Genomic DNA, 14,308 nt, shown 5'->3' on the forward strand with positions numbered 1-14,308 from the left:
TTAATATGAGCTCTCAAGTATTAGAATTTACAGCACAAGATTCTTCACAAGTATATAGTTGGGAGCAGATGCTTCTCGAAGCTTCTAAAAAAATATCTTTAAGTCAATCACAATATGATTTAATTGAAAGTCGATACTCCCAATTACAAAAAGTTTTAGATAAAGCACAAGAGTTTTGTTTGTCCGGTGCTCATATATTTATCCAAGGATCAATTGGGCTTAAGACTACTGTTAAACCTGCCCCTGAAGCAAAGGGTGATATGGCAACTATAGATGCAGATGCCATCATATTATTACCTAATGCCTCGAACACAAGCTCGGAGGATGTGTTGCTTGCAATTGAGGCTTTATTTAAAGCCGAATCAACTGTTAAGGCTGATCCAGAGCAACTGAGACGAGGTATCCGTATCGTTTATTCTGATGAAAACCCCGGTTTCCATATCGATATAACACCTGCGATTAAAGCCTATGGCAATAATGAAGATGACGGATATGGGAAACTACTTGTTCCAGATAGGCAAGATGGTTGGAAAGCAAGTTCGCCGCGTTCTTATTCCAAATGGCTTGAGAGTGTTAGCACTGAAAAAATTGTAATGATCTCTGAATCAATAAGGACTATGGATAGTATTGCTAGCAATGAAGAATTTGCTAAATCCACAATGGACCCTATTCCGCAATATCAAGAATATTCAGATTCTCACCCTCTTGGCGCAACGATTAAACTATTGAAAAGACATCGTGATCGCTGGGCTATTCGCTCTTCATCTGAGCTTTATAGGCCAATTTCTGCGGTTATTACAACACTAGCAACCCAAGCTTATTATAATATTGCGTTACGATCTACTTCCAAACCAATGAGACCGATCGATGTGATGTTCTCAATAGTATCGGATATGACTCAATATGTTAATTATGCCAATGATGAGCACCAAGTATTAAATCCATGTGATAAAGGTGAAAACTTTGCTGAAAAATGGAATAGAAATAATGGTGAGGGTGATATGTATAGGTCGGCTTTTTATGAATGGCATGCTGATGCAATAACTGATATAGCACTGGGTTTGAGCGATTGGGGAACTCAGCATAGATTTGAACAGGAAGTTAGTGATAAATTTGGTGTTCCACAATCTATGGTAAATGAGATATCAAAAGAATTTGGCAGGTCTTGGACACTACCGGGGAGGAGGACTGGCGAAACATTGAATAAAACGGTACTGAGTGCTTTCGGTATGTTATCAGGGTCTGGTCAAGCTAATGCAGGGACGGTAGAACGCCTTGGATAAGACTAATAATATTACACCTGCCATTCAGGCAGGTGTAGAAAGGCTTAATGAAATATTTAGTGATTGCTATCTAATTGAAGTTAATACAATAAATAATAAGGAAGTAATGCGATTTGAGTTAAGCCTACCAGTTGATTATTTAGGTATAAAAAGGAAGTTGCAAATAGGTTTCAGTGAAAACTTCCCCAGTGTAGCATTAGCATTATCAATCATACCAAGTCCATGGTTAGAATGGCCTCATATCTTAGATGATTTCGTTTGTTTATTTGGAGGCGGAGATAAGGCTGTATATGGTGATCCTATTGAGGTTATAGATAACACATTCTATAGACTGGGTAAACTCATCTCACTAGTGTGCGAAAGTAAAAACTTCAGTCAAATTAAAAATGAGTTTGATAGTGAAGTAATTAGCTATTGGGCTATGCAAACTGCATTAAGCCAGCAAAAGTTAATACTGCTTAATAAGCCTAAAATCTCAGCGCCATTATATACTTTATCTAAGATTGGTACATTAGGTAGGGAAGAAATTTGGATTTCAGACAATGAAAAAAAAGTTTTAGAACATTATCAATGGCAGGTTTCTCCATCCAAAAAGAAAATTGATGCTGGTAAGGGGGCTTTTTATTTGAAACTTACATCTACACCAAATGTAAAGTTACCAACTGCCTTTGGTTTAGTTGATTGGCTCTCAAGTCATGCTGATGGTAACGATATTAAAGCTCTTAAAGATTGGTTGGAAAATGATTCTAATTATCCATTAAGGTGGGTGATACTTGAAGTTTTTAATTCAGATCCTGTTAGTATAATTTCACTATTAATTAAAAGGAAAGGGGTTAGAGATAATCAGACATTTAACTTTGGATTGAGAAAAGCGAAAAAAAACCCTCGGGTAAACCTTATTGGTGTAAGGGATAAGTTACTAATAACTCATGCGTTTATTCTTGATAATGAAGTTATTTTTTCACGTTCCAAAGATCTTAAAGTTGAAGACAATACTAAAAACAAAGTTCTCCTGATAGGTGCAGGTTCACTTGGAAGCCATGTTGCATCACAACTAATACACTCAGGCATAAAGGATTTAACAATTGTTGACCCTGATTCATTAGATGATTCAAATTTAGGTAGACATATATTAACAATTGACGACTTAGGGGAAAATAAATCTATAGCACTTAAAAAATATCTTAAGTCTTGCATACCAACTGCTCTGATAACAGCAATTCCTCAAACTTTTTATCAAGCACTTTTTTATAAAGACATCAATATTAATTCATATGATTGTATTGTTTCAACTTCTGCTGACTGGTCAACTGAATATTTCATTTGGGAAATGAAATCAAAGATTAAAGATATAGCGTTTGTGCAAGCTTGGGTTGAACCCTTCGCTTTCGTTGGCCATGTTTTATGTAGTGGTAAAACGAAAACTGCCGATGCGAGACATCTATTTGATCGAAGCGGAAATTTCAGAAGGAAATTTACTCACTGGGAGAATAATGGATATCACAAATTACCTGCTTGTGGTGTAGGTTTCATTCCAGGAAGTTCATTGAGCATTCAACAGATTGCAGCCATGGTATCAAAATCCGTGATAGCCGTTTTGGATAAAAATGAAGGTTTGGGTTGTAATGCATGGAACTCCTTTGTGACCGATAGCAGAAAAGTTACTATGGCTGGCGGTCAGTATATAGGTCCTGAGATAGATGAAAACATTGAAAGCATGGTGATTAGAAATGAATGGTGTGACAAATAATATCCCCATGCTTGCATGGAGCTGGTATTGGAATGAGTATGATTTCGAATTACATGTCAGTAAAAACGCTTACGATGTGTTTAATGCGCATAGGCAATACAATAATAAAAATGAATGTGGAGGGCAGCTATTTATAGATATTTCATTCAACAACGGATTATGGCTATCTTCCGCAACGTTACCGCATCCATCTGATAAATCCTCAAAACATTGGGTTGAGTTAAACTCTGATAGATGTGAATTAGAGCAGAATCTAGCGAGGAAAAATGGTTTGGTTTTTGCAGGTTATTGGCATACTCACCCTCAAGAAATCCCTGTGCTGTCACATCAAGATAAAATTAGTATCGAGCGCTTCTATTTTATGAATAAGGAGGTTATAAGGTCTCCAATTTTTATTATAGTTGGAACTTCATTATGCCAAGATGGGATAAAGGCATGGGCCTACAAAAATGAATGTTATAGTGAAGGTTTAATAAGGTGATGTCCCTGTGCTTATAATCTAATTAATTTTTTGTAATCCTATGTCAATACCTAGATACTGAGTAAAGACTAAAGCAGAATATTGAATTTGGTCAGCTTAACAGAGGTGGTATGCTCACCTCAGAACAATACAGGCTCTGATGAAAATTTCGGGTATAAGTCAGGATTTTTAAATGTCAACTGAAATATAAAATTCGATACTATATACAATGTATTTATTTAATAATAACTTTACAGGAGTCCAGTATAAGAGCGCGTAGTTATACTCGTCCTGAGAGGGCAATATAGTAAGTCTAAACCCTGTTTTTTGCTGACTGTTCCAAAATTAATAATAGGAGTTAATCATCAATATACTCATACTTCAGGGGGAGATTAATAGGTTTGTAGCCAGACTGTCCCATTCGTAAGCGAACTGAACTATGTATCAAGGCACCCTCAGGAATTAATCGAGGCTCACCTCTAGGTAAATAAAATCCTAACCATGACCTGCGATTTTCCCACTCCTTCGCTGTCAGTTTCTTAGGTATCCATTCCAATGGTTTCCAGAATGAAGTTAATGAATCATGCATTTTTGCGGTTGCATTAGGCTCGACATAGAAGTATTTACTACCTTTCCGGGGCTTACCAAATACAAGTCGATTTATATTTGCTTGATGCACAAGTAAGCCGCAATCACGCGCTTCTTGTATCATCCAGGCGAGAGGAAATTTTGACAGGCCACTTTCTGCTTCTGGATATCCTCCTCCAATATCTGCATGTACACCAGCAAACCAGACTTGTTTGATATTCTGTGCTACGTCACTCTCACTATTAAAAGATTTCTCTCTAAAGGGTTGTGGATCATTCCAATGATGTAAACGGAACATCCTGCGACGTTCATCAATAGCGATCGCTTGGCGAAAACACTTAACTATAGGATTTTTCTGGGTGTAAAGTAGGCTCTCAATACTAGGAATTAAGCCGTATTTTTTAGGTGCAAATACAGAGGATACTGTATCCCAGACTCCAATGAATTCGATCTGGACTTTACGGGTTCTAGTGACGCGGGCCAGATGCCAAGCATCAGCCAATGCAGAGGAAGATTGTTTTGGTTCACTTGAATTTTCAGCATATTGTGCTTCTGTAACGACATATGAGCTTGCCCGTTTATATGCAGCTAAGGCATATTCAGCAAGATTTAACTGGTCCTTGCTAAGAAGCCCTATTATATTCACAAATGCCGCCAGAACACGCACTGTATAAGCTCCTCTGCTAAAACCAAATAGCCATATTTTATCCCCTTTAATATGGTTCTCGCAAAGATAACGATAAGCATTAAGAATGTCATTATCCAGGCCAAAACCTGTGGCTAACTCAAACAAACCACGAACTTTCTGTCTGAATCGCTGCCAGGAATTATGTAACCCAATTGTTCCAATGCCTGGGTTGTAGTAAACAACTTGAGCATTATTTATACTCATAACACGATAAAGTTTAAGAACATTTGACAGTTCTGCATTCACTTCATTACCGGTGCCATCACAACAAATAACGATATTTTTCCCCAATGTTAGCGTCCTTTTTAAGGTTTTATACTAATAAAAATAATCCGGATGACTTTTTCACAGTTTAATAAAAATTTTATTATTTTGATATTTAATAAATCACTACTGATAAATGAAATTACTTCAAGTTCAAGATAGATTATTCCTGTCAGAACTACTATGGTGCTGGTTTGATCGCATCGATTCCGAACCAATTTTCAAGAGTATTAAGTGCTTCTGGTGACAAGAACTGTGTGAACAAGATGGAAAGCCTCTTTTGCGGTCTTGAGCAGGCGACATAGAACAAATTGCGGTTACGTTCAAATGCTTCTTCTTTTGCAGGGGGAACTACTTTAGCGCTGGCAAGTTCCAGCATTTCACCGAAGTTATACTGATTCCAGCCACGTCCAACTACGATCAAAACATTCTCAAATTCAGCGCCTTTGACGCCATGTTGCGTTTCAAAAGGCGAGTAACCTACAAGATAATTGCGAAGCGCCTTCACTTCAGAATATGCAATATTTCGGAATTTTTTTAATTCTTCCAGCCTCCGTGGCAACTCAACTCCAGCTGCCTCGTTGAACTCACGGAGCTCTCGTTCGCTCTTTTCGATGATATCAGGAAGTCTTGGTTTTCGCACTTTATGTAAGTGATCGATCACCTCACCAACACTTCCTGTACTCTGGATAGCAAGCAACTGTGACATTGCATCGTGCCAACTGGCTTTGTCAGAATGACTCCGCAAGTGAGGTGTAGTACCTCCCAAGGATTCAAACATCATTCCATACTTACGAGTAGAGAAAGCATCACAGGCTGGTTCCAATTTATCAATAAAGAAAGCAATGTGTTCTTGCTCCTTCTTTGTGAATGATTCGTTGTATCGAAAAGCTGCCGCCAAATTAGAATAGCCTTGTTGGTTAGCCAAAAGTTTGTGCGTCAACATGAGGATCTTCGTGTGACTGGGTGATAAGTCCCATCCATCAAGTTCTAGTGCGGTCTCAACACGTACCAGAGTGGCATGTCCATCAGTCAAAGGTAGATCGCCTCCCCAGTGAGGTCCTTTTTGACGTACGCTTTGCCAATTATTCGTATGAAAAACGCATATTTCACCTTTAGACTCAGGATCTTGAACGAATTGCTTTAGCTCTGGCCTCATGCGATTGAGTGCATCAACTATTTTTTTAACAGACCGGAAGTTAGCTTCTTTGCCGATCTCTATCACGCTTGGATGTTCTAGTTTCCCACATCCTCCACCATAAATTTTCTGCCAATGATCCCGAAGAAGCCAAACAAAGGTGCACTTGGTTGTCCTAGGAAATGTTCCTTGAGCGCTTCAACCCACTCGTAGTTCGTGTCCTGGTATTCATCAACCAAAATGATCGGAAATCTATCCGCGATCATGCGACGAAACTTTTCATGGGTCATGAGTGATATTGTTAGAGGCAGTACGTCGTCATGGTGAATGGAGACGCTATGATCGCGTATAGACCGATGTCCGAGGCTGTATTCGATAACACGATTACCTATAGTTCCTCCAGCCTCCTTAATCTTTTCTTTCCAAACTGGCAGCGTTTCGATCAGTGTTCGGAGCGACTTCTGGTAGCCACAGATGAGCGACCAACAGAATGCGTGATTGGTTTCGCAGAAAACTAACGGACTCCGATCTGTACGCGTTGCAATTTCGTCCTTTGCAACGTTTGTAAAGGTGATACATGCAATTTGCTGGCTATGTTTCAAAAAATTTGATTTATTATTTTCAATCAGGAACTTGAGTGCTTTTATCAGCGAATATGTTTTGCCAGCACCAGCACCGGCTTCTAAACGAAAGCTTTGTCCCTCAGCAAGACAGGTGTACATGGCCTCAAGAGCACGCTGGCTTGCAACCTCGGCAGGTGAATGGGTCTCAGACATGAGCTTCACCTCCATTCAAAGCGTCGGCTATCGTTTTTACAGCCAATGCCAATTCTGGATCTGGTACTGCCACTTTCTCACGAGCCAGCCAGCGAACGCCGTCGATAATGTATTTCGGTGCCACCCATTCCGTTTCAATAATTGCATACTTCAATGCGAATTCAGACTTTTTCCACTCATCCGCCTTGCAACGGGCTTCGATTTCTAGCTCCTGGGAATCCTCTTTGGTCAAGCCAAACAAATTTGGATTGGCAAGAATGAATGCATCTTCAAATGTCCGTCCGCAGGGACCATCTTCTTTCTCTACACATTGATAAGCAATACGATTTCCTTTGAGTACTTTGTCCGAGTCTTTCTTGGCAAGTAGTCCAGCTAAAGTGAAAGAAGCGTCCTCGGAGAACCATGCCTTCAAACAGGCGTTACTGGAAGATATTCCGAGGTGTACTGCGCAAGCTTTTCCTCCAGGTTTCTCGACGGCATCTAGATCTGTGATGATTAAGCTGCGAAGTTCGAGGAACTGCAATAAGTCGAAGAACAGGTGTGCATAAGCACCTCCTATTTCCAGCACGGTGGCATATTGGCTGGACAACTTAGGACATTCCGGTTCATCGGCTTCTAATTTTGCAATGATGACTGGAAGCAGCAAACGCTCGCTCAGTCCTTCGACGAGAACTGCTTTATCTGCGAAAAACAAGTCACTACGTGTCAACGTCATGTATTGATGAAGGAACTTCTTATCTTCGGGTGAAATGTGCTTCAGCCCTTTGCGCAGATCTTTTATTTTGGTTTCACGTATACCTTCTTGTGCACCTGTAACAGGAGCCCCGAGAAAGTAGCGAATATTCTCGAAGCCGGCTGCATTGGCAATATGCGATGAGTGAGTAGAAACGACGAATTGAACAGGCCAGGGCTTCTTATCCTCAGTGCCATCAACCAACTGCTGTGCTATTTTAGCTAGCTGACGAATAAAAACTTCCTGCATTTGGGGATGCAGATGCGCTTCGGGTTCCTCAATGAAGATCAAGTGCACGCCTGGCTCTTTGGCTTCTGCACGAAATGCCTTATAAAAGCCTGCTAATTGCAAAAGGATAAATATCAGATTTCGCGCACCTAAGCCGTTATATGATTCAGGTAATGCTACGCCGCCATAACCCGCGTAACGAACTTTGGTAAAGTTAGAAAGTAATTTTCCAACATCCAGCAGGGTTTCTGTATGTAGCTCTTGCCCTCCCAGACCGGGGTATCCAAATGTTTTTAGCGCAGGGATCAAGCTTTTGAGCTGACCACCAAAGTTCGTATCAATCTGAGCTTGAATGTCTTGAACTGCGCCTTTCAAAGCCTCGGCAATTTGCTGATCTGCTGTATCAGCTGATGCAGAAGAGGCTGTTGCGAAAAGTCCTTCTACAGTTTTTGCCAACACGTCGGACTCTCGAGATGTTACATCATCAAGTCCTCGTTGAGCGTTGATAAATCCGGTTTTGACTAAGCCTCGTAATGCACTGGGTTGCAACTCACGGCGATTATCTGGATCGTTTGGGTCTTCGGCCCATATTTTTGTGCTGAAATTATTGGGTATTCGTTCCCGTAGTGTACGAAGGAATAATATACGGGTCTCATAGGTTAGCGGCTGGTTAGGCTGATTTTCTAGAAACTGTGCAAGTTGACCATGTTTCAACTCATAACGAATTACAGTTAGTGCCTCAGTGCATCCGGGATCCAAATCAATCACGAAAGGACTCAAGGGACCTAACTGAGGTTGAGCAGGGTCATACTGGAATTTCAATCGAAGCTCAATGGCGGGGATAAGCTCACGAATAATATTTTCTTCAGCCCCTTGGTTCAGTGCATGCAGCGCCTCACAGAAGCAGTCATAACAGGCACTTGAAAAGTCTTCGAGTTGAAAGGTTGTGCTCCCATCAGCCAAAAACCTGCGGATTATCTCCGACAGAGATGTTTTCCCACTATTATTTCGTCCAACGATAACAGTTGTCTGTTCTTCCAGCATTAGCTCTACATCTGCTAAAAGGCGAAAATTCTTGATTTGAACCTGCTGAATACGCATGAGTCCCTCAGTATCGTCCATCTTTTTTGATTGTATTTTATACACAAGATTTAAAAATAGTCATAATTTAATGACCTTGGTTATGTTGCTAGCTGTACCCCAAACCCCAAACCCCAAACCCCAAACCCCAAACCCCAAACCCCAAACCCCAAACCCCAAACCCCAAACCCCAAACCCCAAACCCATTTCACCGCCTCGAACCAAGGGGCGCTTCGCCTGGTTATGCCGGTCAGATTTTATCTCCCGCGTGATTTCCGTTCCCATATCAGCTTCCGGTTAATCGTTTCCCAACACAACCCGTCCCGCAAGGGTAAATGGCACGCATTCTGCGCCCTTGCGTGCCGGAACGATGTCGGGAAAGCGAACCGTCAGGCGATACGAAGACGAAAATCACACCACTGACGGAGAAAAACCATGACTATTTCCCAGCATCCCCAGACTAGCGCTCCTAACACCGCAACGGCGACCAGCGTATCCCCGCTGGAGCAGTCAGGCTCTTCAAAAACGAAATTTTCCAAAACCAATATTTATCAGACCATCACTGACAGCATCATTTCTGCCCTTGAAACAGGCGTTAAGCCCTGGTCCTGCCCGTGGCAGCGCGTACCGGGCATGTCAGGATTACCTTCAAACTACGCGACTGGTGCTGCTTACAGTGGAATGAATATCATGTTGCTATGGTGTAGTGCCTCAAAACAGGGATTCAGTGATTCGCGCTGGATGACCTACAAACAGGCAAAAGCGGAGGGCGGGCAGGTACGTAAGGGAGAATACGGCACTACCGCCATTTTCTATACCACGCTGGAGAAGGAAAATGACGACGGGGAAACTGACTATATCCCGATGCTGAAAACTTTTACCGTGTTTAATGTTGAGCAAATTGACGGTTTGCCTCTGAGTGACAAAGCAGCTTGCCCGGCAGAGACCTTTGAGCCGTTACCACGTGGGGAAGCGCTTTTCCGTAACAGTGGTGCAACCATCATTGAGAAGGGACAGAATGCCTTTTTTGCACCATCAACCGACGAAATCCGTTTACCTGAACGTTGTCTTTTTACCGATGCGGCCAATTTCTATGCCACCGGACTGCATGAGCTGGTTCACTGGAGCGGGGCAAAAAGCCGGCTGAACCGTGAAATGAAAGGAACGTTTGGCAGTGAGAATTATGCGTTTGAGGAGTTGATCGCCGAACTGGGAAGCGCATTCCTGATGGCGGACCTGGGGATTGTCGGGGAGGTTCAGCATGAAAGCTATATCGCTTCCTGGCTGAAAGCACTGAAGAACGACAAACGCTATATTTTCAAGGCCGCCAGCGCGGCATCGAAAGCGCATCGTTATTTAATTGATAAAATCTGAGCAGGAAGTGGCCGCAAAAAAATGCGGCTTTGAGTGCTGGGATAGGCTTAACCAGTAACGCTGTAGAGACATGAGTGAGGCGGAGCGCAGCCAGGCGAGCACCGAACAGTCATGTCTCTACAGTGGAATAAAGTAAGTCACACGGACAGGGGGAATGGGCAGTTATTCTCGGTTACCAGCAACTACCTGAAGCGCAAGCAGCCGCTTTTCCAGATTATTAAGTCTTTCTTCGAGGTCATGGTTATGCTGCTCAATATCTTCCAGCGTTTCTGACAACACATCACGTAGCAGCACAAAGTTTGCCTGTAGGGCGTACACAAAATCGCTGCCGCGAACCAGTAATGCTTCGCGTGGTATGTCCTGCAATGCAGAATGCGTCATCCATGTCACCAGCGCTTTTGCGCTCATTTCAGTCAGTACGTCCGAAAGTTGGTCAGTCTCTCTGTTCATTCTGGTGTCCTGTCTGTTCTGATGTTGGGTGAGTATTTAGACGAGCATTATTTCAGCTCGTTTCGCTGCTGCGTGGGTTGGGACTGTAAGTGATATAGAAGAACTATATGCCGTGGTCTAAATCGAGCCGTTGCAGCTCGTCGACCGTGTAGATGCGAAAGACATTCCGGTGGCGGGTTTCCAGCGGGATGTGCATATTCTGGCCTATCGTGAACACTCATTCTGGCAGAACGTGAACGCACTTTCTGGTTTCGCGTGAACGCGTATTCCGACGGAAAATACCACGATTTTGCACCATGGCCAGAATCACTGTTCATTTTGCCAGAATCGGTGTTCACCTGACCGGAATTGCTGTTCACGTTTCCAGAATCATTCTTAACGCATTGATTTTTGCTGCTATATCTATCCCTTTCATTACAGGGGTGATATATGCCAAACAAGAGAATCGCAATGCGTAAAATCCATGAAATTTTAAGGCTGCGTTTTGAGGTCGGCCTGTCATTCCGTCAGATAAGCCAGTGCGCCGATGTCAGCACAGGTGCCATCCAGAAAATGCTCAAACGCCTTGAGGCCTCCGGGATCTCCTGGCCGTTACCAGAGGGGATGTCAGAGCCCAGGCTTGCCAGCATGCTGTATCCGGACTCTGACAGTCGTCCCGGTGCGCTGGAAGATCCTGACTGGGCTAAAATCCATATGGAGTTGCGTAAGAAAGGCGTCACCCGCCACCTTCTGTGGGAAGAGTATTGTCAGCGGATGCCGATCCGGGCGTACAGCTACTCACAGTTCTGCTGCCGCTACCAGACCTGGTCCCAGTCACAGAAGCGCTCCATGCGCCAACAGCATCTCGCTGGTGAAAAATGCTTTATCGACTACTGTGGGCCCACGGTGGCGGTTATCTCACCCGAAACCGGTGAGTGCCGGCAGGCTCAGATCTTTGTGGCGGTGTTGGGGGCATCAAACTATACCTTCGCGGAGGCCACGTATACACAGTCGCTACCGGACTGGCTTCTCAGCCACGTCAGGATGCTGGAGTTCTTCGGCGGCGTTCCCGAAATCCTGGTCCCTGATAACCTCAAAAGCGGGGTTAATAAAGCCTGTCGCTACGATCCCGAACTGAATCCGTCCTACCAGCAACTGGCGGAGCACTATCAGGTCGCGGTAATACCGGCCCGCCCCCGAAAACCCAGAGACAAGCCGAAGGTGGAAGTTGGCGTTCAGATCGTTGAGCGCTGGATCCTGGCCCGACTGCGGCATCAGGTCTTCTTCTCGCTGGCAGAACTGAACCACTGTATCCGTACGCTGGTTACGGATCTCAACGAACGCCCCTTTAAAAAACTGCCCGGCAACCGCCGGGAAGCCTTCGACAGGCTGGACAAACCTGCGCTCAGGCCGTTACCGGTACAGCCGTGGCGCTACCGGCACATCAAAAAAGCGAAAGTGAATATCGATTATCACGTTGAATATGAACAGCACCATTACTCTGTGCCGCATCAGTACGTCGGCAAAACGGTGGAACTTCATGCCTTCGACAACCTGCTGGAGGTCTGGGCTGAGGGCCTGATGATCACCAGTCACCCGCGGCGTCTTCATCCCGGTAACAGCACCGCAGCAGAGCATATGCCGGAGCGTCATCGCCACCATCAGCAGTGGACGCCAGAGCGGTTGAAAAACTGGGCGGCAGGCGTGGGCTCCGACACGCTCAAGTGGGTCAGTGAGCGTCTGGTGGAAAAAGCGCATTCGGAGCAGGCCTACCGCCTGTGTCTGGGGTTACTGAGCCTGACGCGCGAGTATCCTTCTGAGCGCGTCAACAACAGCTGCCGGCTGGCTAATGCTGAGGGGCTAACCCGACTGAAGCAGATAAAATCGATACTGAAAAATAATCGCGACCTTGTTCCGGCGGACGGCGATCTGCATCCGTCTCAGGAACTTCCTCAGGAACATGAAAACATCCGTGGCTCACGCCACTTCCACTGAAACAGGGAACTCGATAATGCCACATACGCTGATGAAACAGCTGACTGAAATGAAACTGATGGGAATGGCAGCCGCGCTGTCCTCACAGATGGAACAACCCGGCACTTACGAAGAGCTCTCCTTCAGGGAAAGGCTGGCGTTGCTGGTGACGCGTGAATCTCTGGAAAGGGATCAGCGCAAACAGAAACGCCTGTTGCAAAAGGCCCGGCTGAGGCTTGAAGCCTCGGTTCACGACATCGACTATCAGCCGGTGAGAAACCTGGAGCGTTCGCGGATCGCTCAGTTAAGCCAGAACGAGTGGGTGGTCAGGGGGCAGAACCTGCTGATAACGGGTCCCTGCGGCTGCGGTAAAACCTATGTAGGCTGTGCGCTGGGCAACAACGCCTGCCAGCAGGGTTACAGCGTACAGTACTGGCGACTGAGCCGGTTGCTGGTTGAACTGACCCACAGCCGGGCAGACGGCAGTTACCGGAAACAACTTGCTCAACTGTCCAAAACGCAGTTGCTTATCCTGGATGACTGGGGTCTCGAACCGTTACTACCAGCGCAACGTAACGATCTGCTGGAACTGATGGACGACAGGTACGGTAAGAACGCCACGGTCATGATAAGCCAGCTGCCAACGGATGAGTGGTACGGTTGCGTTGGAGATAACACATTGGCGGACGCGATCCTTGATCGTCTGATGCATAACTCGCACCGTCTGGAAATGAAAGGTGAATCGATGAGAAAACGACTGGCACAGGTTGACTAAAAGTGAACGGTCGGTGTAATAAAAAGAAGTTAGGGCGCGTTAGGAAATAACGCATTCACGTTCAGCCGGAACGACCGTTCATCTTCGCCAGAATACGCAGGATGTGTTGATGGTTAACGATGACGTGCCGGATGCTGTCAAACAGCCGTTCAAGACCGCGCTTTTTCTGCGGGTCCGGCACGATATAAAAAACGTAAATCCAGTCTTTACGGGTTCGGGCAAGCAAATGACTGGCGATGATCGACTGATAACGGGCTTTGGTTTTAAGGCGGCGTTCGGTCTCAATGGCGATCACCGTGCCGCAGGGGAGTGTGATCAGCCCGTCCGGGCGGTGACTGACCTGGTAACGGCTGAGGAAGGTCGTGCGATCGCCGTTTATCCATCCGGATGCGCCTTTTTGCTCAAGGATGATACGGGCGGTCTGATTATCAAGGTGGTGCTCCAGCGTCCAGCCGGTAATTTTTGACGGCTCAAACCGCGCCGGGAAAAGTACATCGTCGGGTGTTAATACAACGGCCAGTCCGTCACTGGTTATGCCCCACAATGAAATTTTTATCGTGCGCGATACCAGGACATGCTTTTGTATTAAGCCCATTCCCTCGACTTTTGAAAGCAGGGAATACAGCGATTTATGATCCCTGAAGCCGAACAGCAGCATCAGTGTTTTAAAGTCACTGTACGTTTCTTCCTTCAGAAAATTGAGCAGTTTTTGTATTTTTTCGCGATGTCGCGTCTGGCGTTCGCGGTATGCGGTGATAAGCATGATTC

Annotated in this window: 12 protein-coding genes and 1 pseudogene; 6 read left to right on the plus strand and 7 right to left on the minus strand. The window is 44.9% G+C overall.

The window, feature by feature from the left end:
• Window positions 1–5: 5 nt before the first annotated feature.
• The 3 genes from ACM5QY_RS13105 to ACM5QY_RS13115 are packed head-to-tail and all read left to right on the plus strand — an operon-like array spanning window position 6 to window position 3,514.
• Window positions 6–1,283, plus strand: coding sequence for a nucleotidyltransferase domain-containing protein (locus tag ACM5QY_RS13105; protein ID WP_416121136.1), 1,278 nt, complete (start codon window positions 6–8; stop codon window positions 1,281–1,283).
• Window positions 1,276–3,033, plus strand: coding sequence for a HesA/MoeB/ThiF family protein (locus ACM5QY_RS13110; RefSeq protein WP_416121138.1), 1,758 nt, complete (start codon window positions 1,276–1,278; stop codon window positions 3,031–3,033). Before ACM5QY_RS13105 ends, ACM5QY_RS13110 begins: the two co-directional genes overlap by 8 nt.
• Window positions 3,014–3,514, plus strand: a complete 501-nt coding sequence (locus ACM5QY_RS13115) for a Mov34/MPN/PAD-1 family protein (RefSeq protein ID WP_416121140.1) — start codon at window positions 3,014–3,016, stop codon at window positions 3,512–3,514. The genes ACM5QY_RS13110 and ACM5QY_RS13115 overlap by 20 nt, the downstream gene beginning before the upstream one ends.
• Window positions 3,515–3,851: 337 nt before the next feature.
• On the opposite strand, the gene ACM5QY_RS13120 is transcribed toward ACM5QY_RS13115, so the two are convergent.
• From ACM5QY_RS13120 to ACM5QY_RS13135, 4 genes are all read right to left on the minus strand, one after another.
• Window positions 3,852–5,060: a DUF2235 domain-containing protein gene (locus ACM5QY_RS13120; RefSeq protein WP_416121142.1), complete on the minus strand. Its 1,209-nt coding sequence runs from the start codon at window positions 5,058–5,060 to the stop codon at window positions 3,852–3,854.
• A 154-nt stretch (window positions 5,061–5,214) separates the two neighbouring features.
• A complete protein-coding gene (locus tag ACM5QY_RS13125; RefSeq protein ID WP_416121145.1) occupies window positions 5,215–6,258 on the minus strand; it encodes a 3'-5' exonuclease in 1,044 nt (347 codons plus the stop codon).
• Window positions 6,259–6,269: 11 nt separating this feature from the next.
• Window positions 6,270–6,947 (minus strand): UvrD-helicase domain-containing protein, encoded by a 678-nt coding sequence (locus ACM5QY_RS13130; protein ID WP_416121147.1) that lies wholly within the window; start codon window positions 6,945–6,947, stop codon window positions 6,270–6,272.
• Window positions 6,940–9,009 (minus strand): ATP-dependent nuclease, encoded by a 2,070-nt coding sequence (locus ACM5QY_RS13135; protein WP_416121149.1) that lies wholly within the window; start codon window positions 9,007–9,009, stop codon window positions 6,940–6,942. Before ACM5QY_RS13135 ends, ACM5QY_RS13130 begins: the two co-directional genes overlap by 8 nt.
• Window positions 9,010–9,423: 414 nt before the next feature.
• Between ACM5QY_RS13135 and ACM5QY_RS13140 the strand changes: the two genes are divergently transcribed.
• A complete protein-coding gene (locus ACM5QY_RS13140; RefSeq protein ID WP_416121151.1) occupies window positions 9,424–10,362 on the plus strand; it encodes an ArdC family protein in 939 nt (312 codons plus the stop codon).
• A 162-nt stretch (window positions 10,363–10,524) separates the two neighbouring features.
• Here ACM5QY_RS13140 and ACM5QY_RS13145 read toward each other — a convergent pair whose 3' ends face one another.
• A complete protein-coding gene (locus tag ACM5QY_RS13145; protein WP_416121153.1) occupies window positions 10,525–10,812 on the minus strand; it encodes a hypothetical protein in 288 nt (95 codons plus the stop codon).
• Between the two features lie 103 nt (window positions 10,813–10,915).
• Window positions 10,916–11,020 (minus strand): annotated as a pseudogene (locus tag ACM5QY_RS13150) (MobC family replication-relaxation protein); the annotation flags it as partial.
• 221 nt (window positions 11,021–11,241) lie between these two features.
• Between ACM5QY_RS13150 and istA the strand changes: the two are divergent.
• Together istA and istB are read left to right on the plus strand one after the other, a co-directional pair.
• The gene (istA, locus tag ACM5QY_RS13155) at window positions 11,242–12,786 is read left to right on the plus strand and encodes an IS21 family transposase (protein ID WP_416121155.1); all 1,545 of its coding nucleotides are present in this window, start codon (window positions 11,242–11,244) and stop codon (window positions 12,784–12,786) included.
• A gap of 13 nt (window positions 12,787–12,799) precedes the next feature.
• On the plus strand, window positions 12,800–13,540 hold the full coding sequence (istB, locus tag ACM5QY_RS13160; RefSeq protein WP_416122809.1) for an IS21-like element helper ATPase IstB: 741 nt from the start codon (window positions 12,800–12,802) through the stop codon (window positions 13,538–13,540).
• A 61-nt stretch (window positions 13,541–13,601) separates the two neighbouring features.
• Here istB and mobC read toward each other — a convergent pair whose 3' ends face one another.
• Entirely contained in the window at window positions 13,602–14,303 is a 702-nt protein-coding gene (gene mobC / locus ACM5QY_RS13165; protein ID WP_416121157.1) for a MobC family replication-relaxation protein, read from the minus strand.
• Window positions 14,304–14,308: the final 5 nt, after the last annotated feature.

The organism is Rahnella sp. PCH160, assembly GCF_047784855.1.
GTDB lineage: Bacteria > Pseudomonadota > Gammaproteobacteria > Enterobacterales > Enterobacteriaceae > Rahnella.